This window comes from Cobetia amphilecti (assembly GCF_020217465.1).
GTDB classification, from domain to species: domain Bacteria; phylum Pseudomonadota; class Gammaproteobacteria; order Pseudomonadales; family Halomonadaceae; genus Cobetia; species Cobetia amphilecti.
The window spans coordinates 842,189-862,457 of sequence record NZ_CP084115.1 but is presented as its reverse complement, the minus strand read 5'-3'; the positions used below and the strand labels follow the sequence as shown (position 1 = coordinate 862,457).

Sequence of the window (20,269 nt, the reverse complement as noted above, 5' to 3'; positions counted from 1 at the left end):
AAAGCGCCCTGAACGAAAAGTGCCCTGATTAAATAGTGCCCAGAATGAAAAATGCCCCGCAGGCCGAAGCCTGCGGGGCATTTTTCATGACAGGAGCGACATCAGGCGGACAATGGCCAACCCTCATCCATCGCCCCCACCTGCCGACGTGATTACTTGATCACGCGCAGCGAAGGACGCCCCTTGCGCGGCGGCTTGGGCTGATCATTGTCATCAGCCCCCTGCTCGTCACTGGCCGAGTCTGACGCCTGCTCTTCACCGGCGACTTCGGCATCAGCGCCTGGACTTGTCTCGACGGACGCATCCGCTGACTCAGGCACCTCTTCCTCGGCGGGCGCACTGCCGACACTGGCCAGCGTCGGGCGCGCTGCGGCGGCCGGCTCGGCATCTGGCGCGGCTTCACCGAATGTCATCTCATCGGCACCCGGCATCACTGGCTCGTGACCGAAGACCATACCGACACCGTTTTCACGCGAATACAGCGCGACCAGGGCCGCCGTCGGCACGCTGACGTGCATCGGCTGACCACCGAAGCGGGCATTGAAGCTGACCCCTTCATTGGCGATCAACAGATCACGCACCGCACCGGGTGCGATATTGAGCACGATCTGGCCGTTCTGGACGTGTTGACGCGGAACCTGGACACCTTCCTGCTCGGCGTCCACCACGATGTACGGCGTATTGTCGTTATCCAGCAGCCACTCGTAGAGTGCGCGTGCCAGATAAGGGCGACTGGAAAGCATGGGAGAACCTCTTGAACTGCAATGAGTGTCAGCGACGACCGAAGTCCATTCCGCCAACGGGCCAACGCCCCGCACATCGCTCACATCCATCATCCACAGACTGATGAGCGAGGACGAAAGCCCGAATGCGTGACCGATCGATCAGCGACCGAAGGATCACGCACGGATCAGATGCGCATCTCGCGCTCGGCCTCGGACAGCGACGCCTTGAAGGCATCACGCCCGAACAACCGCTCCATGTAGGTCAGCAGCGGCTTGACCTGCTTCTCCGGCAGCTCGATTCCCAGTGTCGGCAAGCGCCACAGGATCGGGGCAATGCAGGTGTCCACCAGCGAGAACTCGTCGCTCATGAAGAACGGCATGTCGTCGAAGATCGGGGAAATGCCGATCAGGCTTTCACGCAATTCCTTGCGCGCCTTGTCGGCTTCCTTCTTGGTGCCTGTCTGGATGGTTTCCATCATCGGCACCCATTCGCGCTCGATGCGATGCATCCACAGACGGCTCTGGGCGCGCGCCACCGGATACACCGGCAACAGCGGCGGATGCGGGAAACGCTCGTCCAGATATTCCATCATGACCTTGGACTCGTAGAGCACCAGGTCGCGATCCAGCAGCGTCGGCACACTGTTGTACGGGTTCAGGTCGGCCAGCTCGGCCGGACGGCTGTCATCATCCACATCAATGATATCGACTGCCACACCCTTCTCGGCCAGCACGATCCGTACACGGTGGCTGAAGTGGTCGTCACCACCGGAGTAGAAGGTCATCGATGAACGCTTGGCCACAACACCCATGAAACTGTCCTCGCATCTGTTCGAGACATGCCCGTGTCAGCTTTTGGCCTGACAAACGGGGATAAGTTTCCTCTGGCCTGCCCTTGTCACAACGGGCCCTGCCAGAGGGTCAGCCTGCGCCACCTCAAGGCGACGCAAGCGGGCGCGCGACTGATCAGCCGCGCGCCCGTCACTGCCGGCTCGCCATTATCACTGAGACCCCGCCCCGGGGGCCATCAATGAATGTCGCGCCAGTATTCCTTCTTGAGAAGATACGCCAGCAAGGTAAAGATCAGAATGAATATTAACACCTTGGGGGCCATGCTCTCAGCCTTGAGTCGCGAAGGCTCGCCGACATAGGCCAGAAAATTGGTCAGATCCCACATCGCTTGATCAAACTCCCCTGCCGTCATGCTGCCAGGCTGGGTGATCTCTAGGATATCACAGGAGGCATAACGCCCCGTGTCGGGATCGATCTCCGCCCCCGCCACCGCCAGGTCACTCTGTCCACAGACCTTTTCCTGCACGCCCTGCAGCGATTCCAGCACATGCGGCATGCCGACCTGGGGGAAGACCGCATTGTTCACGCCCCACGGTCGTGACGCATCGCGATAGAAGCTCTTCAGATAGGTGTAGATCCAGTCCGTGCCGCGCAGACGCGCCTCGAGCGACAGATCCGGTGGCGGCGTGCCGAACCAGCCGGCCGCGTCATCTTTCTGCATGCCCGTGCGCATGGTGTCATTGATCTTGAGCGCTGGCGAGAGAATCAGATATTGCTCGACCAGGTCCTCGGGCATCCCCAGGTCCTCTGCGGCACGCGAGTAACGCTGATACTGCAGACTATGACAGCCGAGGCAGTAATTGGTGTAAAGCTGCATGCCTCGCTGCAACGAGGGCTGATCGTGTAGATCCGGCTCCATCGTCTCCAGCGGCACCGCGCTGCTCGCCGCGCTCACCATGCCCGACCCCATCAGGCTCACTACGGCCAGCAACCCTGCTGCCAGCCCGCGTTTGAGCCACTCCCTTGACCCACCCATCAGCGCGCTCATCGGCCCGTCACCCTGTCAGGCACCGCTCGCGTCGTCTCGAAGCGCGTATACAGCGGCATCAGTATGAAGAAGGCGAAATATGCCACGGTCGCCAGCTGCGCGATGATCGTGCGCTCCTGCGTGGGCGGCATCACCCCCAGCACGCCCAGCGTCACGAAACTGACCACGAAGATGACGATGGCGATACGCGACAGCCAGCCCTTGTAGCGGATCGAGCGCACCGCCGAGCGATCCAGCCACGGCAGCACGAACAGGATGGCGATCGCCAGCCCCATGACCACCACGCCCCAGAACTTGGCATCCACGCCGAACAGCGGATAATTGACCGCGCGCAACATGGCGTAGAACGGCGTGAAGTACCACACCGGCGCGATGTGCTCGGGCGTCTTGAGCGAATTGGCCGGCTCGAAGTTCGGCGTCTCCAGGAAGTAGCCGCCGCCTTCGGGGAAGTAGAAGATCACCGCACAGAACACGAACAGGAAGACACCGACGCCGACGAGGTCCTTCACCGTGTAATAGGGATGGAAGGGAATGCCATCCAGCGGCTGCCCCGCCTCATCCTTCCGGTCCTTGATCTCGATGCCATCGGGATTGTTCGAGCCCACCTCGTGCAGCGCCACCAGATGCAGCACCACCAGCCCGACGATCACCAGCGGCAAGGCAATGACATGCAGCGCAAAGAAGCGGTTCAGGGTGATTCCCGAGATCAGGTAGTCGCCACGTATCATCTGCGCCAGGTCTGCCCCGATGACCGGAATCGCCGTGAACAGCGAGATGATCACCTGCGCCCCCCAGTAGGACATCTGCCCCCAGGGCAGCAGATAGCCCATGAAGGCCTCGGCCATCAGCGCCAGATAGATGCACATGCCGAAGATCCATACCAGCTCGCGAGGCGCACGGTAGGAGCCATACAGCAGGCCACGGAACATGTGCAGATAGATGACCACGAAGAAGGCCGAGGCACCGGTGGAATGCATGTAGCGGATCAGCCAGCCGTACTCCACATCGCGCATGATGTACTCGATGGAGGCAAAGGCCTCCTCGGCACTCGGCGTATAGCTCATCGTCAGCCAGATGCCGGTCAATATCTGATTGACCAGCACCAGCAAGGCCAGCGAGCCGAAGAAGTAGAAGAAGTTGAAGTTCTTCGGCGCGTAGTAGCCGGTCAGATGGTCCTGCAGAAACTGGGTGGCCGGCAGGCGGTCATCGATCCAGCGCATGATGCCGCGTGGCGCCTTGGCACGGTTTGGATTCCCCATCAGGCAGCCTCCTCGTCGACACCCACCACCAGCACCTGCTCACTCTCGTAGCGATGCGGCGGCACCTCCAGATTCGAAGGCGCCGGCACCCCGGTGAAGACTCGCCCGGCGAGATCGAACTTGGACCCATGACAGGCACACAGATAGCCGCCCGGCCAGTCCGCACCGAGATCCGCCGCTCCGATCTCGGGACGATAGCCAGGCGAGCAGCCCAGGTGCGTGCAGATACCCACCAACACCACATATTCCGGCTTGATGGAGCGCAACACGGCATCGACATAAGGGGGTTGCTGGGGGCGCAGTGACTCGGGGTCCTGCAGCTCTGCGGGGGGGATGGCGCGGATATCGGCAATCATCTCGGGGGTGCGACGCACCACCCACACCGGCTTGCCGCGCCACTCGATGGTCATCTGCTGGCCGGGTGCCAGCCGCGAGATATCCGCCGTGACAGGCGCGCCTGCCGCACGGGCACGCGCACTTGGCTGCCAGGACGCCAGGAAGGGCGTTGCGATACCGACCACCCCTACCGCCCCGACCACGGTGGTTGCGCTGACGAGGAAGCGGCGTCGCCCTCGGTTCACAGCTTGATCTGACATTTTATTGTTATCTCCCAAACACTACCGCTTGATGCTGGGCCATCCACTTGCCGAGCACTTGATGCTTGCTTGTATTAAAGGGCAAGAACAGAGCGCTCACAACTCAAGAAAGCCACCTTGACCAAAGCCGCTTTCGTCAATCGTGCAGCGAGACCGCAAAAAAAACGTCCAGCACCCTTGCGGGCACTGGACGTTCTTGTGGTCGACGCGAGTTCTCTTAACGCTTGGAGAACTGCGGACGACGACGGGCCTTGCGCAGGCCGACTTTCTTACGCTCGACTTCACGGGCGTCACGAGTGACGTAACCGGCGGCGCGAAGGGCCGGACGGAAGTCTTCGTTGTAAGCCATCAGGGCACGAGTGATGCCGTGACGGATAGCGCCGGCTTGAGCAGAACCACCACCACCAGCAACAGTGACGTAGACGTCGAACTGTTCGGTAGTTTCGGTCAGCTCGAGCGGCTGACGGACAACCATGCGGCCTGTCACACGACCGAAGTAGTCGTTCAGGTCACGCTGGTTGACGGTGATTTTGCCGGTGCCCGGCTTCAGGAAGACGCGCGCGGTAGAAGTCTTGCGGCGCCCGGTACCGTAGTGCTGCTGTGTCATGGCGATGCTTCCCTCAGATGTTCAGTTCTTGCGGCTGCTGCGCAGCGTGCGGATGCTCGGAGCCAGCATAGACTTTCAGCTTGGACTGCATGGCACGACCCAGCGGGCCCTTCGGCAGCATGCCCTTGACAGCCAGTTCGATCACGCGCTCAGGCTTGTGCTCGATCATCTGGTTGAAGTTCATGGAGCGCAGGCCGCCCGGGTAACCGGTGTGACGGTAGTAGGTCTTGGCTTCTGCCTTGCGACCTGTCACAGCGACTTTCTCGGCATTGATGACGACGATGTAATCGCCAGTATCAACGTGCGGAGTGTACTCGGCTTTATGCTTGCCGCGCAGGCGACGAGCAATTTCGGTAGCCATACGGCCCAGCGTCTTGCCGGCTGCGTCGACGACGAACCAGTCACGCTGGACGGACTGCGGCTTAGCAGTAAACGTCTTCATGGATGAATCACCTATAGTCGGGTCTTGCACTTGTGTGCGCGACCAATCCCTATTTTTCTTGGTTGTCCGACGTCTGGCAGCGAGCGGCGTGCTGCTTGCGCAGTCACTGTCCTCTCATCTCCAGACTGCCCTCGCCCATCAGGAGTGAATGACTCAGGATGGCTCGAGAACCGGTCAACAGTTCGAGCGAGCGCGCATTGTACATGCCATGCCCGCCTACCACAAAGGCTATTTTGCCCTCGCAGCAGGTCTCACGGCTTGTGCGGCAGCGCGAGATACTCACGCGATTGCATTTCCTGCAGACGTGACAGCGTGCGCTGGAATTCGAAATCCAGGTTGCCGCCGGTATAGAGGTCCTCGACGGGCGTCGCGGCGCTCATCAGCAGCTTGACGCCACGGTCATAGAACTCATCGACCATGTTGATGAAACGACGCACCTGGTCGTCGCTGTCGCGCCCCATCTGCGGCACCTCGGACACCAGCACGGTGTGGAACTCACGCGCCAGCTCGATGTAGTCATTCTGGCTACGCGGGCCATCACACAGCTCATCGAAGTGGAACCACACCACGTCCTCATGACGACGCAGGGCGTGCAGCACGCGGTGATTGATGCTCAGACCTTCATCGGCATGGCCTTCGGCACCGGCGATGGAGCGGAATTCCCGCGCCAGCCGCGCGGCACTGTCGTCGCCCAGCGGGCTATGGAAGAGCTCGGCGTGCTCCAGTGCGCGCAGGCGGTAGTCGATGCCGGAATCGACGTTGACCACCGTGCAGTGACGCTTGACCAGGTCGATCGCCGGCAGGAAGCGCGCCCGCTGCAGGCCGTCCTTGTAGAGGTCATCCGGCACGATATTGGAGGTCGCGACCAGCACCACGCCCTGCTTGAACAGCTCTTCGAACAGGGTGGCGAGAATCATCGCATCGGTGATGTCCTTGACGAAGAATTCGTCAAAGCAGATCACGCGCGCCTCGACGGCGAACTTGGCCGCCACCAGAGTCAGCGGGTTCTTCTCGCCCTTGTAGTGGCCGAGTTCATTGTGGACACGCTGCATGAAACGGTGGAAGTGCGTGCGCATCTTGTCGGCAAACGGCAGGCTCTCGTAGAAGGTATCGACGAGATAGGTCTTGCCGCGCCCCACGCCGCCCCAGAAGTAGAGCCCCATGATCTCGGGCGCTTCATCGACAGGCGCCGTGCGTGACGGCTTGCCGAACAGACGACGCACCTTGGAGCCCAGCCCGCCGCCACCCGTCGCGTCGGACACCTTGTCGGGCGTCTGGCGCGGCGCGCGCACGAGGTCGTCGTAGAGACGCTGCAGATGGCGGACCGCATCTTCCTGGGCGGCATCGTAGGCAAAGTCATCACGCTTGAGGTCTGCCTGGTACTTCTCGAGAGGCGTCGGTGCTGGCATTGAGAAACCCGCTGCAGGTCAGGCGCCACGCACTGGCGCACGCCTGACATGAAAGGAACAAGATCACGCCTGACCCGACACGGCGGGCAGGCAAGGACGAAATTGCGCGGCATTATACGCCTTGATGGCCACTTTACCCACTCACCGGCCAGCAATCGGCTGCGCGACGTGACTTTCGCCGCGCGCATCACGCGCAAGGCATTGGCTGGTACCCGCCCACACCCCGCCGGCTACGCCGACAGGCGACCAAGGTCGCGCGCCGCGTGAATTGACGCATCGCTGCACCACACCGATATAATGGCGCGTGGACGCTTTTGAAACGCAAGCGGCACGAAAGACTGAGGCAAGAAGGACAGAGCCACGAAAGACAGCGCAAAGAAAGGCAGCGCAAAGAAGGGCAGCGCAAAGAAAGAGACACGCAAGACTGACGCAAGAAGGACGGCGGCAAGCGGCGCCGACCTGCTGGACACCAGACCGATCCCGAGATCGGCGTGATGGAACATCATTGAATACCGGCATCGTATCTCAGCGCTACCATGCCCCAGCGGTGACGATCACCGCAGTCGTGACACAAGGAGAGCGACGTGAACGAGAGCAACATTGACTGGATCCTGGCCATTGCCTGTTTTCTGGCTGGCATCGGTATCGGCGCCTTGTGCTACCACCTGCTGAATGCCAACGTGGCCCGCAACCAGAAGACCCGCCAGAAGCTGGCTGAGCGCGAGCTGGAGCTGACCCAGTTCCGCGATGCCCTCAACGACCACTTCTCCAAGGCCAGCGACCTGACCGACCAGATCCAGCGCGCCGGCAATGAGCTGCGCCAGCATCTGGCCACTGGCGCCACCGCGCTGTGCGATGACAGCCAGCTCAAGCGCCGCCTGCTGGACACTGACACCACGCCGGACGACAGCGAGACCGACAAGGTCGACCTGCCGCGTGATTACGCCGACAACCGTGGCACCCTGTCAGAGGACTTCGGCCTCAAGCCGCAACCGAGTGAAGGCGAGACACCGGCTGCCAACCCGCCGCGTATCTGATCGCCCTGCTGTCGTGAACCTCTCACGGCATCTGAAAACGACAACGGCCACCTCTCGAGGTGGCCGTTGTCGTTTCCGGCATCAGTTGTCACGCCGGATTGTCGATATCCACGAAGCGGTGCTCTACACCATGCTCGGCGGCCAGCCACTCGCCGAGGGCCCGCACACCGTCACGCTCGGTCGCATGATGGCCCGCCGCGAAGTAGGTCACTCCCTCTTCGCGGGCGCTATGGGTGGTGCGCTCGGAGATCTCGCCCGAGAGGAAGGCATCGACACCGGCCTCGATGGCCAGACCGATATAGTCCTGAGCGCCGCCGGTGCACCAGGCAATGCGCTTGATGGGGCGATCATGGCCGGCCACGACCAGCACCTCACGCCCGAGACGCCGGCTGAACTCGGCCCCCAGCGCGGTGCTGTCCAGCCCTTCCACCTCAGCGGCCAGACGCCCGACATGCACCAGACCACGCCCGGGCACGCCATCCAGACAGTCTTCACTGACCAGCCCCAGACGCTCGGCCAGCTGAGCATTGTTGCCAAGTGTCGGATGCGCATCCAACGGCAGGTGATAGGCCGCCAGATTGATGTCATTGGCCAGCAAGGTCTTGAGGCGCCGACGCTTCATGCCGGTGATCTGGGCCGGCTCGTTCTTCCAGAAGTAGCCGTGATGCACCAGCACCAGGTCGGCCTGCCAGGCGAGCGCCTCATCAAGCAGCGCCTGACTGGCCGTCACGCCGGTCATCACGCGGCGCACCTCACGGCGCCCCTCCACCTGCAAGCCATTGACGGTATAGTCCTTGAAGGCCTGCGCCTCCAGACAGCCATCCAGCGCCTTCATCAGCGTGTCACGATCAGCCATTGGGCCTCCAGCAGTCAGAGTCATCGAGTGTTACACTGGCGAGCATTGTAACGGCGCATCGGCGCCATGTAAGCGTGTCGCGCCTTGACCGGGGCCATCCCTTCGCGTGGCACGTGGATCTTCAGGCTATTCATCTTCATGTCCGCAGCATCGCGTCGGTGCGCGGAATTTTTATCAGGTAATCCGATGCCCCGTTCTCTTCGCAGCACACTGCTCCCGCTACTGTGGCCCGTCGTCACCGGCGTCCTGCTGGCCGTCGTCGTGCTGGATCGCTTTCCGACGCTGGGTCTGGGCGAGCCCGCCCCGCAGCAGAACGAGCAGGCCGGCAACACCCCCTACCCGAGCCCATCTCAGAACTCTGCCGCCAATCAGCAGGTGCTGCCACCTCCGAGCCTGACGCTGTCAGCGGCGCAGCGCGAGGAGTCGGCAGACCCGGTACTGCGTGAAGCACCGCCGCTGCAGCGCAACAGCGGCCCGGCCAGCTATCAGGCCGCGGTGGACGCCGCCGCCCCGGCGGTGGTCAACATCTACTCCTCGCGCGAGATCAAGGACGACAGCAAGCATCCGCTGATGTCCGACCCCTTCTTCAACCAGTTCTACGGGGAAGACGCCCTGCGCAGCCAGCGCATGCTGTCGAGCCTGGGCTCTGGGGTCATTCTCTCCAGTGACGGCTATATCCTGACCAACAACCACGTCATCCAGGGCGCCGACCAGATTCAGGTCGCCCTGCGCGATGGCCGCGAGACGTTCGCCAAGGTCGTGGGTGTGGACCCGGAATCCGACCTTGCAGCGCTCAAGATCGACCTCGACAACCTGCCCACCGTGGCGATCGCCGATTCCACCCAGGTCCACGTCGGCGATGTCTCGCTGGCGATCGGCAACCCCTTCGGGGTCGGCCAGACGGTCACCATGGGCATCATCTCGGCCACCGGACGTAACCATCTTGGTCTGAACGCCTATGAAGACTTCATCCAGACCGATGCCGCGATCAACCCCGGCAATTCCGGCGGCGCGCTGATCAACACCGACGGCTCACTGGTCGGCATCAATACCGCCATCTATTCGCGCTCCGGCGGTTCGCAGGGCATCGGCTTCGCCATCCCCGCCAACCTGGCGCGCGACATCCTCGAGTCACTGGTCGACCACGGGCGCGTGATTCGAGGCTGGCTGGGCCTGGAAGTGCAGGAGCTGACGCCGTCGCTGGCGCACTCCTTCGGCCTGAGCGCCCCGCAAGGTGTGGTGGTGGCCGCCGTGCTGCGTGACGGCCCTGCCGCGCGTGCCGGCCTGCGCCCGGGCGATATCCTGACCGCCATCGGCGGCAAGCGCCTGCTGGATGCTCGCCTGGCGATGGCCGACATCGCCGCCGTCAAACCCGGCAATGCGCTGGAGTTGCGCCTGCTGCGTGACGGCAAGACGCTGGACATCGACGTCAAGGTCGGCGAGCGCCCGATTCCCGACAACACGCCGGCGGCCGTCGAGCCGTCCCTGCAGGACAAGGGCTGAGCCGGAACATCGGCGCAGCGCCTTGGGCAGACCCCGCCCCATGATGACAAAAAGCCCCGCGACGGCATCCGTCGCGGGGCTTTTTTCACTGACCAGACAAGGCTCAGGCTCAGTCGAGAATGCGATTCTCGGCACTGCGCGCGTGCGCCGTCAGTGACTCGCCACGCGCCAGTACCGAGGCAGTACGCCCAAGCACCGACGCGCCCTCTGGCGAGCACTGGATCAGCGAGGAGCGCTTCTGGAAGTCATAGACGCCCAGCGGCGAGGAGAAGCGCGCGGTGCCGGAGGTCGGCAGCACGTGATTCGGCCCGGCGCAGTAATCGCCCAGCGCCTCGGAGGTGTGCGAACCCATGAAGATGGCACCGGCGTGACGCACGCCCTCGACCCACTCCTCGGGATTCGCTACCGAAAGCTCCAGGTGCTCCGGCGCGATGCGGTTGGTCAGCTCCAGTGCCTGCTCCGGTCCGCTGACGCGAATCAGGGCACCGCGCTCACGCAGCGAGGTCAGGATGATCTCGGCACGCTCCATGGTCGGCGCCAGACGCTCGATGGCGGCCTCGACGGCGGCCAGGTGCTCGTCATCCCACCCGATCAGGATCGCCTGAGCATCTTCGTCGTGCTCGGCCTGGGAGAACAGGTCCATCGCCAGCCAGTCCGGGTCGGTCACGCCATCGCTGACCACCAGAATCTCGGACGGCCCGGCGATCATGTCGATACCGACCTGACCGAACACCGCACGCTTGGCAGTCGCCACGTAGATGTTGCCGGGACCGACGATCTTGTCGACGCGCGGCACGGACTCGGTGCCGTAGGCCAGCGCTGCCACGGCCTGGGCGCCGCCGATGGTGAAGACACGATCGATACCCGCCAGGTGCGCCGCGGCCAGCACCAGCTCATTGACCACGCCGTCCGGCGTCGGCACGACCATGATGATCTCGCGCACGCCCGCGACATGCGCCGGAATCGCGTTCATCAGCACGGAAGACGGATAGGCCGCCTTGCCGCCCGGCACGTAGATCCCGGCGCGGTCCAGCGGCGTGACCTTCTGGCCCAGCAGGCTGCCGTGCTCGTCCTTGAAGGACCAGCTTTCCGGCTTCTGATGCTCGTGATAGACACGCACACGCTCGGCAGCCACGGCCAGCGCCTCGCGCTGATCCGCCGGCAGGTCGGCATAGGCCTGGGCCAGACGCTCGGCACCGATGACCAGCTCGGCCATGCTCGAGACATTCAGGCGGTCGAAGCGGTTGGAGAACTCCACCAGCGCCGCATCGCCTTCCTGCTTGACGCGCGCGAGGATGTCGGTGACACGATGCTGTACCTCGGCATCGGACACGCCCTCCCATGACAGCAAGCGGTCCAGGCGGGCAGTAAAATCGGTATCACGGCTATCAAGCCGGTTGATCAAGGTATCCATGCGAACCTCTTTTCTCATTGCTTGGCAGAGAAGGCTGAACCGGACGGGCTCCGTCCAGCGCCTGCCCGCATCATCTTGATAAGCATCGTGACGAGCAGGGGCGGCAGCTGGCGTTTCGAGAGTCATCTTCTGCCACGGTCATCTATGCGACCTTGGGTATCCATCGGGTCGATGCCGACAGCACGCGGCCATCACGCCTCGCGGCGGACTTCCACGGCCTGACGCAGGCGATCGATCAGCGGCTTGAGGCGATCGTGCTTCATGGTCATGGCGGCCTTGTTGACCACCAGACGCGTGCTGATGTCGGTGATCAGCTCACGCGGCTCCATGCCGTTGGCACGCAGGGTGTTGCCGGTGTCGACGATATCGACGATCTCGTCGGCCAGATTCATCAGCGGGGCCAGTTCCATCGCGCCGTAAAGCTTGATGACTTCGGCCTGGATGCCCTGCTCGGCGTAATAGCGACGCGCGACATCGACGAACTTGGTCGCGACACGGCGGCGAGCGCCCTGCTGCTGCTGACCGACGACACCGGCGGTCATCAGGCGACACTTGGCGATTTCCAGGTCCAGCGGCTCGTACAGGCCTTCGGCACCATGCTCGAGCAGCACGTCCTTGCCGGCGATGCCGAGATCGGCGGCGCCCAGCTGCACGTAGGTCGGCACGTCGGTGGCACGGATGATGACCAGCTTGACGTCCGGCAGATTGGTATCGAAGAGCAGCTTGCGGCTCTTGTCGAGATCTTCCAGCGGCTCGATGCCAGCGTCAGCCAGCAGCGGCAGGGTTTCCTTGAGGATACGCCCCTTGGAGAGGGCGACGACCAGTTGCTTGCTCATGGGGTATTCGCCCGTGCTTGTACGTAGGAATTCGGCACGCGCTGCCGGTCAATCAAGGCCGGCAGCGCGAGGTGGGGCACTGATCAGCCGGCGGAGCGACGGATGATCACGTTCAGCCCGGACAGCTTCTCTTCGATGCACTCGTAACCGCGGTCGATGTGATAGATGCGGTCGACCATGGTCTCGCCGTCGGCGACGATCGCCGCGATTACCAGCGAGGCAGAGGCGCGCAGGTCCGTCGCCATCACCGGCGCACCGGACAGGCGCTCGGTGCCGGTCACGACCGCGGTGTTGCCCTCGAGGGCGATGTGGGCGCCCATGCGGTTGAGCTCCTGCACGTGCATGAAGCGGTTCTCGAAGATGGTCTCGATCACGGTGCTGGTGCCTTCCGCGACCGCATTCATCGCCACGAACTGGGCCTGCATGTCGGTGGGGAATGCCGGGTACGGCGCCGTGCGAATATTGACCGCCTTCGGCCGCTTGCCGTGCATGTCAAGCTCGATCCAGTCATCACCGGTGGTGATGGTGGCGCCGGCTTCTTCCAGCTTGGCCAGTACGGCGTCCAGGGTGTCGGCGCGCGTACGCGTGACACGCACCTTGCCGCGCGAGGCAGCCGCCGCGACCAGGAAGGTGCCGGTCTCGATGCGGTCCGGCATGACGGAGTATTCACAGCCGTGCAGCTTCTCGACACCGTCGATGACGATGGTGTCGGAGCCCTGGCCCGTGATCCTGGCGCCCATGGCGATCAGGCACTCGGCCAGATCGACGACTTCCGGCTCACGCGCGGCGTTTTCCAGCACGGTGCGGCCGTCGGCCAGGGTCGCGGCCATCAGCAGGTTCTCGGTGCCGGTGACGGTCACGACGTCAAAGACGATGCGCGCGCCCTTCAGGCGGCCACCCGGCGCCTTGGCGCGGATGTAGCCGTTCTCGACCGTGATCTCGGCCCCCATCGCCTCCAGGCCACGGATGTGCAGATCCACCGGACGCGAGCCGATGGCGCAGCCTCCCGGCAGCGAGACTTCGGCACTGCCGAAGTGCGCCAGCAGCGGGCCCAGCACCAGAATCGAGGCACGCATCTTCTTGACCAGGTCATAGGGCGCGTGACAATGCTCGACCTTGGAGCCATCCAGCTGCACGGTCATGTTGTCGCCCATCACCGGCTCGACGCCCATGCGTCCGAGCAGCTCGAGGCTGGTCGTGATGTCCTGCAGATGCGGCAGGTTGCTGATGGTCACGGGACCTTCCGACAGCAGCGTGGCTGCCAGAATGGGCAGTGCCGAATTCTTGGCGCCACTGGCCCAGACTTCCCCGTTGACCGGCCCGTTGCCAGTGATGATCAGCTTATCCATGAAATGTTCCGGTCAACCCTGAGCGTTGCCGGCGGCAGCTTCGAACTGCGCCGGGGTATAGGTACGAATGCTGATGGCATGCAGCGCGCCAGAGCGGATCTCGTCATTGAGTGCGGAGTAGACCAGCTGCTGGGCCTTGACGCGGCTCAGCTCGGCAAAGACATCCCCCACGGCGACGACCTGGAAATTGCAGCCTTCACCCTGGATATGAAAATCGACGTTCTCGATACGAGCCTCGAGCAGGGCCTTGACATCATTCGGTTGCATGACGGGCGGTGACTCCTTCGCGGTACATGTCGGGATCGTGGCAGGGAATCCTTGCGCGACGATCGATGCGATATGACCGCACATGGTAATCAAAAGCGCGCGGGAACGCGATTGGCAGTCAATCGCTGCCTCCACGTTGCCGCGCGCATGAATGGCGATACGGACAAGCCTCGAGCCTCCAGCAGAGCGGTGCGGCCTGACAGACGGTCAGGCCGCCGCTGACTCAGGACGTCTCGAGTGACAGCGGGGGCTCGGCGCTGATCTCAGCGACATTCAGCCCCGGCAGCAGGTTTTCCAGTCCGGAGACTGCCGCCAGTCGGCTCAATGCGGGAGACAGCGCGAGGTGAGCGACATGCCCACCATGCTCCGCCAGATGGCGCTGCCACTCGAGCAGTACGCTCAGGGTGGCGGTACTGGCGCTATCCACGCCGCACAGATCGATGGAAACCCCATCCTCGCGGCGCCCCAGCCATTTCCTGCCGGAATCCGCCAGCTCTGCGGCATTGTCGAAATCCGGCTGGCCACTCAGGCTCAGCCGTGCGTCACCGGCTTGCAGCGTGACGCCCTCGCGATCGAAGAGAGTTTTCATGGTCATGGCGACGACAGGGCTCAGCTGTTGCCCTGATCCCCCTCACCCTTCTCGAGGTCGACATCCGGCTGCCAGCCCTTGATGACGGCGTCGATGTCGCGGCCGTTGTCACGCATGGCCTGATCGAACTGGTTGCGGAAGGTCAGGCCCAGATTGACGCCATTGACGATCACGTTGACCACCTTCCACTCGTCGTTGCGCAGACGCATGGAATAGGCCACCGGGTAGACCTTGCCCTTGGTATCGACCACGTCCATGTAGACGGTGTCCTGGTCTTCATAGCGACGCTCGCCTTCGCTGTCCTTCACGTCCAACCTGGCGTAATCGAAGCTCACCAGACCCTTGGCGTAGGTGCCGATCAGGGTGTCATGGAAGACCTTGGAGAATTCGGTGCGCTGCTCAGGAGAGGCGCCCTTGAAGTACTTGCCCATCACGCTGGCGGCGATGTAGCGATAATCCACCACCGGCTTCAGCGCGGAATCCACCAGGGTTTCCAGCTCGTCGACGTTGTCCTTGTAGTAGCTCTCGCGGCTATCGATCTTGGTCGTCAGGCCCTCGACCGTGTCGCGCAGCAGCACGTCCGGCTCCTGCGGGGCGGCCATGGCCAGCGGGCTCAGCGCCATCAGGGCGGACAGGCTCAGCACGCTCAACGGACGAATCAGCTTCTTGAGGCTAGAGGTCATCAGGGTTGCTCCTTGAAAATGTGCATCGTGCTCGAACGTGAAACCGCAGGCACCGAGTCAGGTCTTCCGGTGCATCACACGCGTGCGCCGGATGCCTGCACTTGGATGAACAGCGCATCCAGAATCAACGCTACGAGAATCAGCTCTTCGAAAAATTGGACACGAACTGCTGGATCAACTCTTCCAGCACCAGTGCAGACTGGGTATCGCGAATGGTATCGCCATCCTCCAGCACGTCCGGATCTCCCCCGGTGCTCAGGCCGATGTACTGCTCGCCCAGCAGGCCGGACGTCAGGATGGCGGCGGTGGTGTCCTTGCTCAGCTTGCCACGCAGGCTGCTGTCGAGCTTCATCGTGACACGGGCGTCAAACCACTTAGGGTCCAGCTCGATCTTCTCGACGCTGCCGACGGCAACACCTGCCATCGTGACCTTTGACCGCGCCTTGAGGCTTCCGATCCCTGAGAAGTTGGCATTGAGCACGAAGGTGTCATCGGCCTGCTGGAACGTGACGCCGCTGACACGTAGTCCCAGGAAGACCATTCCCAGGAAACCAGCGAGTATGAACAGGCCCACGCCGAACTCGAGCATGCGGGTACGTTTCATCAAATCTCTCCGAACATGACGGCCGTGAGGACAAAGTCGAGTCCCAGCACCGCCAAAGATGAATAAACCACGGTACGCGTGGTGGCGCGCGAAATGCCTTCCGAGGTCGGGATCAGGTCATAGCCCTGGAAGACGGCGATCCAGCTGACCACCAGCCCGAAGACCAGTGACTTGATGACGCCATTCATGACATCACCGATGAAATCGACGTTCGACTGCATGCTGCTCCAGTAGGCGCCCTCGTAGATGCCCAGCCAGTCGACCCCCACCAGCTTGCCGCCCCAGATGCCGACGACACTGAAGCCGATGGTCAGCAGTGGCAGCGAGACGAAACCGGCCCACAGGCGCGGCGCGACGATGCGCTTGAGCGGATCGACGCCGATCATCTCCATGCTGGTCAACTGCTCGGTCGCCTTCATCAGGCCGATCTCCGCCGTCAGCGCCGATCCCGCGCGCCCGGCAAACAGCAAGGCCGCGACCACAGGCGCCAGCTCGCGCAGCAGTGACAGCGACACCATCTGCCCCAGCGCCTCCTCGGCGCCGAAACCGACCAGAATGGTGTAGCCCTGCAGTGCCAGCACCATGCCGATGAACAGCCCCGAGACCAGCACGATGGCCAGCGACAGCACACCGACGAAGTGCATCTGCCGCACCCACAGGCCGATGCCCTCACGGGACGGAATGCCGATGCCGGCCTGCACCAGCAGCATGCCGGCACGCCCGATGGCCGCGATCACATCGATGCTGCTGCGGCCCAGTGACGTGATGGCCCCGAGCGGGCCACGATTCAGACCACTCATGACTCTCTCCTGCGGGTTGCCGATTCGCGACCATCGAGAATGTCGCCGGCGAAGTCCGGGGCGGGGTAATGGAAGGGCACCGGGCCATCCGGCTTGCCGTGGATGAACTGGGCCACACGCGGGTCCGATTCGGCGTTCAGCGCCTCGGGGGTGCCCTGCGCCATCACCTTGCCATCGGCGATCACATAGACGTAATCGGCGATGGTCAGCGTTTCCTTGATGTCGTGCGAGACCACCAGCGCCGTCATGCCCAGCGCATCGTTGAGGCGCCGGATCAGATTGACCAGCACGCCCATCGAGATGGGGTCCTGCCCGGCAAAGGGCTCGTCGTACATGATGAGGTCCGGGTCCAGCGCGATGGCTCGCGCCAGTGCCACACGCCGCGTCATGCCGCCGGAGAGTTCGGCCGGCATCAATTCACGCGCGCCGCGCAGCCCGACGGACTCGAGCTTGATCAGCACGATGTCACGAATCATCGCATCGGGGAGATCGGTGTGGACGCGCAGCGGGAAGGCGACGTTCTCGAACACGCTCAGATCGGAGAACAGGGCACCGCTCTGAAACAGCATGCCCATGCGACGGCGCATGCGAAACAGCTCGCGCCGCGACAGGCCATGCACGTGCAAGCCGGCGATCTCGACGCGCCCTGCCGAGGGCGTCAACTGGCCGCCGATCAACTTGAGCAGTGTCGTCTTGCCGGTACCGGAAGGCCCCATGATGGCGGTTATCTTGCCGCGCGGGATCTTGAGGTCGATGCCGGAGAATATCTCGCGTTCTCCACGGGTGAACCGCAGGCCTTCGACACGAATCAGGGCGTCATCGAGATTGATCTCGCCTGCCGCGCCGCGTGAAGAAGCCTGCGCATCCTGGCCGTCCGCACCCGTCCGGGTTGCGGTCTGACCGGGCAAATCAGTCATAGAAGCATCCGCTGTGAGGGACCTTCGCCGTAACGAGCCACACGCAGTCGGCTCGCGAACAGGTCGAATGTCCGAGTCATGGGATCCAAGGATCAAGTTAGTTAGCGAACATCGTATCCGAACCCACCCCTGTGCCGCCAGTCTCATCAAGGCAACAGAGCCGTGCCGCGGGTGGTGACGCGCTCAACAAAGCGCTCGGCAAGAGGCTCGACAATGGGAACATGGCCACTGTCTTGCAAAGGATTGGGGGGATGCGTTTAATGGCGCGGTTCCCGGCGATACGCCACCGCCCTGCCCCCTGCCCCGAGAGTTCTGATGCTATATCCCATCCTTGCAGTCGTCATCGGCCTGATTGGTCTTGTCTGGAGTGCTGATCGCTTCGTCGAAGGAGCCGCGGCCACTGCGTGGCGCGCCGGGATGAGCAAGCTGCTGATCGGGATGACGATCGTCTCCGTCGGCACCTCTGCCCCCGAGATCGTCGTCTCCATCATGGCCTCTCTTGATGGCACTCCGGATATCGCGACCGGCAATGCGCTGGGCTCCAACATCGCCAATATCGGCCTGGTGCTCGGCGTCACGGCGTTGATCGCCCCGATTCCGGTGCATTTCGGGCTGGTGCGCCGCGAGCTTCCGCTGCTGCTGGCGGCCACGGCGCTGGGCGGTTATGCGCTGTCCAACAGCGGGCTCGAGCGTCTCGATGGCATCCTGTTGCTGGCCCTGCTGGTCTTCACGCTGGTGTGGCTGTTCAAGGTCGATTCGCCGAGCGAGGCGGAAAGCCAGGATGACGTGCCCGAGATGAGCACCGGACGCGCCATCTTCTGGCTGCTGGTCGGGCTGGCGGTGCTGATCGCCAGCTCGCGTGCGCTGGTGTGGGGAGCGACCGACATCGCCCAGGCACTCGGCGTGCCGGAATTGATCATCGGCCTGACCGTGATCGCCATCGGCACCAGCCTGCCGGAACTGGCCGCCAGCGTGGCCAGCGCCCTCAAGCGCCATCACGACATCGCCATCGGCAACGTCATCGGTTCCAACCTGTTCAACATCCTCGCCGTGCTGCCCGTGCCGGGCCTGCTGGCGCCGGGCCCGGTGGATGGCAGCGCCATCAGCCGTGACTATCCGGTGATGCTGGGGCTGACGCTGCTGCTGGCCGCGCTGCTCATCTGGCAGCGCCGTGGGCGCATCGGCCGCGGCCCAGGTGTTATCCTGCTCGCCTGCTATCTGGCCTACACGGCCTGGCTTGCCATCAGCCTGACTCGCTGACGGCAGCGTCTTCATCATCGTTTGCCACGCCGCCGCGCGGGATGACACGCCCTTTCCGCGCGGTTTGAGCCCTGGCCAACCACAGGCAACAATTCGATCATGACCGAGCCTTCCAGCACCCCGCACGCCACCGCGCCTGGCGCCTCTGCTTCAAGTCAGACCGCCGCCAGCCAGTCCGCCGCCGATGAGACTCCGGCCAGCCAGGCGGATTTTCGCGCCAGCGCCCGCCGTACCTTCGCCATTGAGGAAGCGGCCATCGCCGCGCTCGAAAGCCATCTCGATGACGACTTCGACCGCGCCTGTCAGCTGATGCTGGCCACCAAGGGCCGCGTCATCGTGACCGGCATGGGCAAATCCGGCCATGTCGCCAGCAAGATCGCCGCCACCCTGGCCAGCACCGGCACGCCGGCCTTCTTCGTCCATCCCGGTGAAGCCAGCCATGGCGATCTGGGCATGATCACGCCGGCCGATGTGGTGCTGGCGCTGTCCAACTCCGGGGAGACCGCCGAGGTCACGGCGCTGCTGCCGCTATTGAAGCGCATGGGCACCCCGCTGGTCTCGATGACCGGCAAGCCCGGCTCGACCCTGGCGCGTGACGCCGAGGCGCATCTGGACACCAGCGTCGCCCAGGAAGCCTGCCCGCTGAATCTGGCACCCACCGCCTCGACCACCGCCGCGCTGGTGATGGGCGACGCCCTGGCGGTGGCACTGCTGGAGGCCCGCGGCTTCACTGCCGAGGAATTCGCGCTTTCCCACCCGGGTGGCAGCCTGGGCCGACGCCTGCTGCTGCGGGTTCAGGACGTGATGCACCACGGCGATGCCCTGCCGCGCGTGGCACTCGGCAGCCCGCTGCGCGATGCGCTGCTCGAGATCACGCGTCAGGGCATGGGCTTCACCTGCGTGATCGATGATGACGACCACCTGGTCGGCGTCTATACCGATGGTGACCTGCGCCGCACCCTCGACCAGCATGGCGATCTGCGCGCGCTGAAGGTCGATGATGTCATGACCCGTGGCGGCAAGACCGTGCGCGCCAGCATGCTGGCCGCCGAAGCGGTGCGCATCATGGAAGAAAACCGCATCAGCGTTCTGGTAGTCTGTGACGAGGATGAGCACCCCATCGGAGCCATCCATATGCACGGCCTGCTGGCCAGCGGCGTGATCTGAACTCCCGCGGGCGTTCGCTGTCTCTGTTCGACGGCAGATCGTCCCGGCAAGACGCCACCGCTCAACGCCCATCAGCGCCGTTCACAGGACAGCGTCAAGCATGCACGGA

Annotated in this window: 22 protein-coding genes; 4 read left to right on the top strand and 18 right to left on the bottom strand. The window is 63.5% G+C overall.

Annotated features, from left to right (window positions below):
• Positions 1–152: 152 nt before the first annotated feature.
• From LCW13_RS03675 to zapE, 8 genes are all read right to left on the bottom strand, one after another.
• Positions 153–743 (bottom strand): ClpXP protease specificity-enhancing factor, encoded by a 591-nt coding sequence (locus tag LCW13_RS03675; protein ID WP_225347612.1) that lies wholly within the window; start codon positions 741–743, stop codon positions 153–155.
• A 167-nt stretch (positions 744–910) separates the two neighbouring features.
• On the bottom strand, positions 911–1,537 hold the full coding sequence (gene sspA / locus LCW13_RS03670; protein ID WP_043332516.1) for a stringent starvation protein SspA: 627 nt from the start codon (positions 1,535–1,537) through the stop codon (positions 911–913).
• Between the two features lie 215 nt (positions 1,538–1,752).
• Positions 1,753–2,553 (bottom strand): cytochrome c1, encoded by an 801-nt coding sequence (locus LCW13_RS03665; RefSeq protein ID WP_225347611.1) that lies wholly within the window; start codon positions 2,551–2,553, stop codon positions 1,753–1,755.
• A gap of 8 nt (positions 2,554–2,561) precedes the next feature.
• Positions 2,562–3,824, bottom strand: a complete 1,263-nt coding sequence (locus tag LCW13_RS03660; RefSeq protein ID WP_107335416.1) for a cytochrome b — start codon at positions 3,822–3,824, stop codon at positions 2,562–2,564.
• Positions 3,824–4,420: a ubiquinol-cytochrome c reductase iron-sulfur subunit gene (gene petA, locus LCW13_RS03655; protein WP_043332520.1), complete on the bottom strand. Its 597-nt coding sequence runs from the start codon at positions 4,418–4,420 to the stop codon at positions 3,824–3,826. Before petA ends, LCW13_RS03660 begins: the two co-directional genes overlap by 1 nt.
• A 217-nt stretch (positions 4,421–4,637) precedes the next feature.
• Positions 4,638–5,027 (bottom strand): 30S ribosomal protein S9, encoded by a 390-nt coding sequence (gene rpsI, locus LCW13_RS03650; protein ID WP_043332522.1) that lies wholly within the window; start codon positions 5,025–5,027, stop codon positions 4,638–4,640.
• A 13-nt stretch (positions 5,028–5,040) separates the two neighbouring features.
• On the bottom strand, positions 5,041–5,469 hold the full coding sequence (gene rplM, locus LCW13_RS03645; protein WP_043332524.1) for a 50S ribosomal protein L13: 429 nt from the start codon (positions 5,467–5,469) through the stop codon (positions 5,041–5,043).
• Positions 5,470–5,720: 251 nt separating this feature from the next.
• Positions 5,721–6,878 (bottom strand): cell division protein ZapE, encoded by a 1,158-nt coding sequence (zapE, locus tag LCW13_RS03640; protein ID WP_225347610.1) that lies wholly within the window; start codon positions 6,876–6,878, stop codon positions 5,721–5,723.
• A 584-nt stretch (positions 6,879–7,462) separates the two neighbouring features.
• Here zapE and LCW13_RS03635 point away from each other — a divergent pair.
• Positions 7,463–7,915 carry a YhcB family protein gene (locus LCW13_RS03635; RefSeq protein WP_107335417.1) on the top strand — a complete coding sequence of 151 codons (453 nt, stop codon included), beginning with the start codon at positions 7,463–7,465 and terminating at the stop codon, positions 7,913–7,915.
• 88 nt (positions 7,916–8,003) lie between these two features.
• Here the strand turns inward: LCW13_RS03635 and LCW13_RS03630 are convergent, their stop codons facing one another.
• Positions 8,004–8,771: a Nif3-like dinuclear metal center hexameric protein gene (locus LCW13_RS03630; protein WP_279837038.1), complete on the bottom strand. Its 768-nt coding sequence runs from the start codon at positions 8,769–8,771 to the stop codon at positions 8,004–8,006.
• Between the two features lie 186 nt (positions 8,772–8,957).
• On the opposite strand from LCW13_RS03630, the gene LCW13_RS03625 reads away from it, so the two are divergent.
• Positions 8,958–10,274: a S1C family serine protease gene (locus LCW13_RS03625; protein ID WP_213113422.1), complete on the top strand. Its 1,317-nt coding sequence runs from the start codon at positions 8,958–8,960 to the stop codon at positions 10,272–10,274.
• Positions 10,275–10,383: 109 nt separating this feature from the next.
• Here LCW13_RS03625 and hisD read toward each other — a convergent pair whose 3' ends face one another.
• From hisD to LCW13_RS03580, 9 genes are all read right to left on the bottom strand, one after another.
• Positions 10,384–11,688 carry a histidinol dehydrogenase gene (gene hisD / locus LCW13_RS03620; RefSeq protein WP_225347609.1) on the bottom strand — a complete coding sequence of 435 codons (1,305 nt, stop codon included), beginning with the start codon at positions 11,686–11,688 and terminating at the stop codon, positions 10,384–10,386.
• A 191-nt stretch (positions 11,689–11,879) separates the two neighbouring features.
• Positions 11,880–12,524: an ATP phosphoribosyltransferase gene (gene hisG / locus LCW13_RS03615; protein ID WP_131431369.1), complete on the bottom strand. Its 645-nt coding sequence runs from the start codon at positions 12,522–12,524 to the stop codon at positions 11,880–11,882.
• A gap of 83 nt (positions 12,525–12,607) precedes the next feature.
• A complete protein-coding gene (murA, locus tag LCW13_RS03610) occupies positions 12,608–13,873 on the bottom strand; it encodes a UDP-N-acetylglucosamine 1-carboxyvinyltransferase (RefSeq protein WP_043332539.1) in 1,266 nt (421 codons plus the stop codon).
• Between the two features lie 12 nt (positions 13,874–13,885).
• Positions 13,886–14,140 carry a BolA family protein gene (locus LCW13_RS03605; RefSeq protein ID WP_043332541.1) on the bottom strand — a complete coding sequence of 85 codons (255 nt, stop codon included), beginning with the start codon at positions 14,138–14,140 and terminating at the stop codon, positions 13,886–13,888.
• 223 nt (positions 14,141–14,363) lie between these two features.
• Positions 14,364–14,735: an STAS domain-containing protein gene (locus LCW13_RS03600; protein ID WP_166019174.1), complete on the bottom strand. Its 372-nt coding sequence runs from the start codon at positions 14,733–14,735 to the stop codon at positions 14,364–14,366.
• 14 nt (positions 14,736–14,749) lie between these two features.
• The gene (locus LCW13_RS03595; protein WP_043332543.1) at positions 14,750–15,412 is read right to left on the bottom strand and encodes an MlaC/ttg2D family ABC transporter substrate-binding protein; all 663 of its coding nucleotides are present in this window, start codon (positions 15,410–15,412) and stop codon (positions 14,750–14,752) included.
• Between the two features lie 139 nt (positions 15,413–15,551).
• Complete coding sequence (mlaD, locus tag LCW13_RS03590) at positions 15,552–16,016, bottom strand: outer membrane lipid asymmetry maintenance protein MlaD (protein ID WP_043332545.1); 465 nt, start codon at positions 16,014–16,016, stop codon at positions 15,552–15,554.
• Positions 16,016–16,816 carry a lipid asymmetry maintenance ABC transporter permease subunit MlaE gene (mlaE, locus tag LCW13_RS03585; RefSeq protein ID WP_043332547.1) on the bottom strand — a complete coding sequence of 267 codons (801 nt, stop codon included), beginning with the start codon at positions 16,814–16,816 and terminating at the stop codon, positions 16,016–16,018. Before mlaE ends, mlaD begins: the two co-directional genes overlap by 1 nt.
• A complete protein-coding gene (locus tag LCW13_RS03580; protein WP_082388135.1) occupies positions 16,813–17,733 on the bottom strand; it encodes an ABC transporter ATP-binding protein in 921 nt (306 codons plus the stop codon). The genes mlaE and LCW13_RS03580 overlap by 4 nt, the downstream gene beginning before the upstream one ends.
• Before the next feature lie 315 nt (positions 17,734–18,048).
• Here LCW13_RS03580 and LCW13_RS03575 point away from each other — a divergent pair, with 315 nt between their 5' ends.
• A complete protein-coding gene (locus LCW13_RS03575; protein WP_043332549.1) occupies positions 18,049–18,993 on the top strand; it encodes a calcium/sodium antiporter in 945 nt (314 codons plus the stop codon).
• A 99-nt stretch (positions 18,994–19,092) separates the two neighbouring features.
• On the top strand, positions 19,093–20,160 hold the full coding sequence (locus LCW13_RS03570) for a KpsF/GutQ family sugar-phosphate isomerase (protein ID WP_215823915.1): 1,068 nt from the start codon (positions 19,093–19,095) through the stop codon (positions 20,158–20,160).
• The last annotated feature ends 109 nt before the right edge of the window (positions 20,161–20,269 follow it).

Bases quoted from the DNA above. Each gene is read 5' to 3' on its own strand.
- LCW13_RS03675 (WP_225347612.1), bottom strand. From the start codon at position 743: ATGCTTTCCAGTCGCCCTTATCTGGCACGCGCACTCTACGAGTGGCTG.
- sspA (WP_043332516.1), bottom strand. From the start codon at position 1,537: ATGGGTGTTGTGGCCAAGCGTTCATCGATGACCTTCTACTCCGGTGGT.
- LCW13_RS03665 (WP_225347611.1), bottom strand. From the start codon at position 2,553: ATGGGTGGGTCAAGGGAGTGGCTCAAACGCGGGCTGGCAGCAGGGTTG.
- LCW13_RS03660 (WP_107335416.1), bottom strand. From the start codon at position 3,824: ATGGGGAATCCAAACCGTGCCAAGGCGCCACGCGGCATCATGCGCTGG.
- petA (WP_043332520.1), bottom strand. From the start codon at position 4,420: ATGTCAGATCAAGCTGTGAACCGAGGGCGACGCCGCTTCCTCGTCAGC.
- rpsI (WP_043332522.1), bottom strand. From the start codon at position 5,027: ATGACACAGCAGCACTACGGTACCGGGCGCCGCAAGACTTCTACCGCG.
- rplM (WP_043332524.1), bottom strand. From the start codon at position 5,469: ATGAAGACGTTTACTGCTAAGCCGCAGTCCGTCCAGCGTGACTGGTTC.
- zapE (WP_225347610.1), bottom strand. From the start codon at position 6,878: ATGCCAGCACCGACGCCTCTCGAGAAGTACCAGGCAGACCTCAAGCGT.
- LCW13_RS03630 (WP_279837038.1), bottom strand. From the start codon at position 8,771: ATGGCTGATCGTGACACGCTGATGAAGGCGCTGGATGGCTGTCTGGAG.
- LCW13_RS03625 (WP_213113422.1), top strand. From the start codon at position 8,958: ATGCCCCGTTCTCTTCGCAGCACACTGCTCCCGCTACTGTGGCCCGTC.
- hisD (WP_225347609.1), bottom strand. From the start codon at position 11,688: ATGGATACCTTGATCAACCGGCTTGATAGCCGTGATACCGATTTTACT.
- hisG (WP_131431369.1), bottom strand. From the start codon at position 12,524: ATGAGCAAGCAACTGGTCGTCGCCCTCTCCAAGGGGCGTATCCTCAAG.
- murA (WP_043332539.1), bottom strand. From the start codon at position 13,873: ATGGATAAGCTGATCATCACTGGCAACGGGCCGGTCAACGGGGAAGTC.
- LCW13_RS03605 (WP_043332541.1), bottom strand. From the start codon at position 14,140: ATGCAACCGAATGATGTCAAGGCCCTGCTCGAGGCTCGTATCGAGAAC.
- LCW13_RS03600 (WP_166019174.1), bottom strand. From the start codon at position 14,735: ATGACCATGAAAACTCTCTTCGATCGCGAGGGCGTCACGCTGCAAGCC.
- LCW13_RS03595 (WP_043332543.1), bottom strand. From the start codon at position 15,412: ATGACCTCTAGCCTCAAGAAGCTGATTCGTCCGTTGAGCGTGCTGAGC.
- mlaD (WP_043332545.1), bottom strand. From the start codon at position 16,016: ATGAAACGTACCCGCATGCTCGAGTTCGGCGTGGGCCTGTTCATACTC.
- mlaE (WP_043332547.1), bottom strand. From the start codon at position 16,816: ATGAGTGGTCTGAATCGTGGCCCGCTCGGGGCCATCACGTCACTGGGC.
- LCW13_RS03580 (WP_082388135.1), bottom strand. From the start codon at position 17,733: ATGACTGATTTGCCCGGTCAGACCGCAACCCGGACGGGTGCGGACGGC.
- LCW13_RS03575 (WP_043332549.1), top strand. From the start codon at position 18,049: ATGCTATATCCCATCCTTGCAGTCGTCATCGGCCTGATTGGTCTTGTC.
- LCW13_RS03570 (WP_215823915.1), top strand. From the start codon at position 19,093: ATGACCGAGCCTTCCAGCACCCCGCACGCCACCGCGCCTGGCGCCTCT.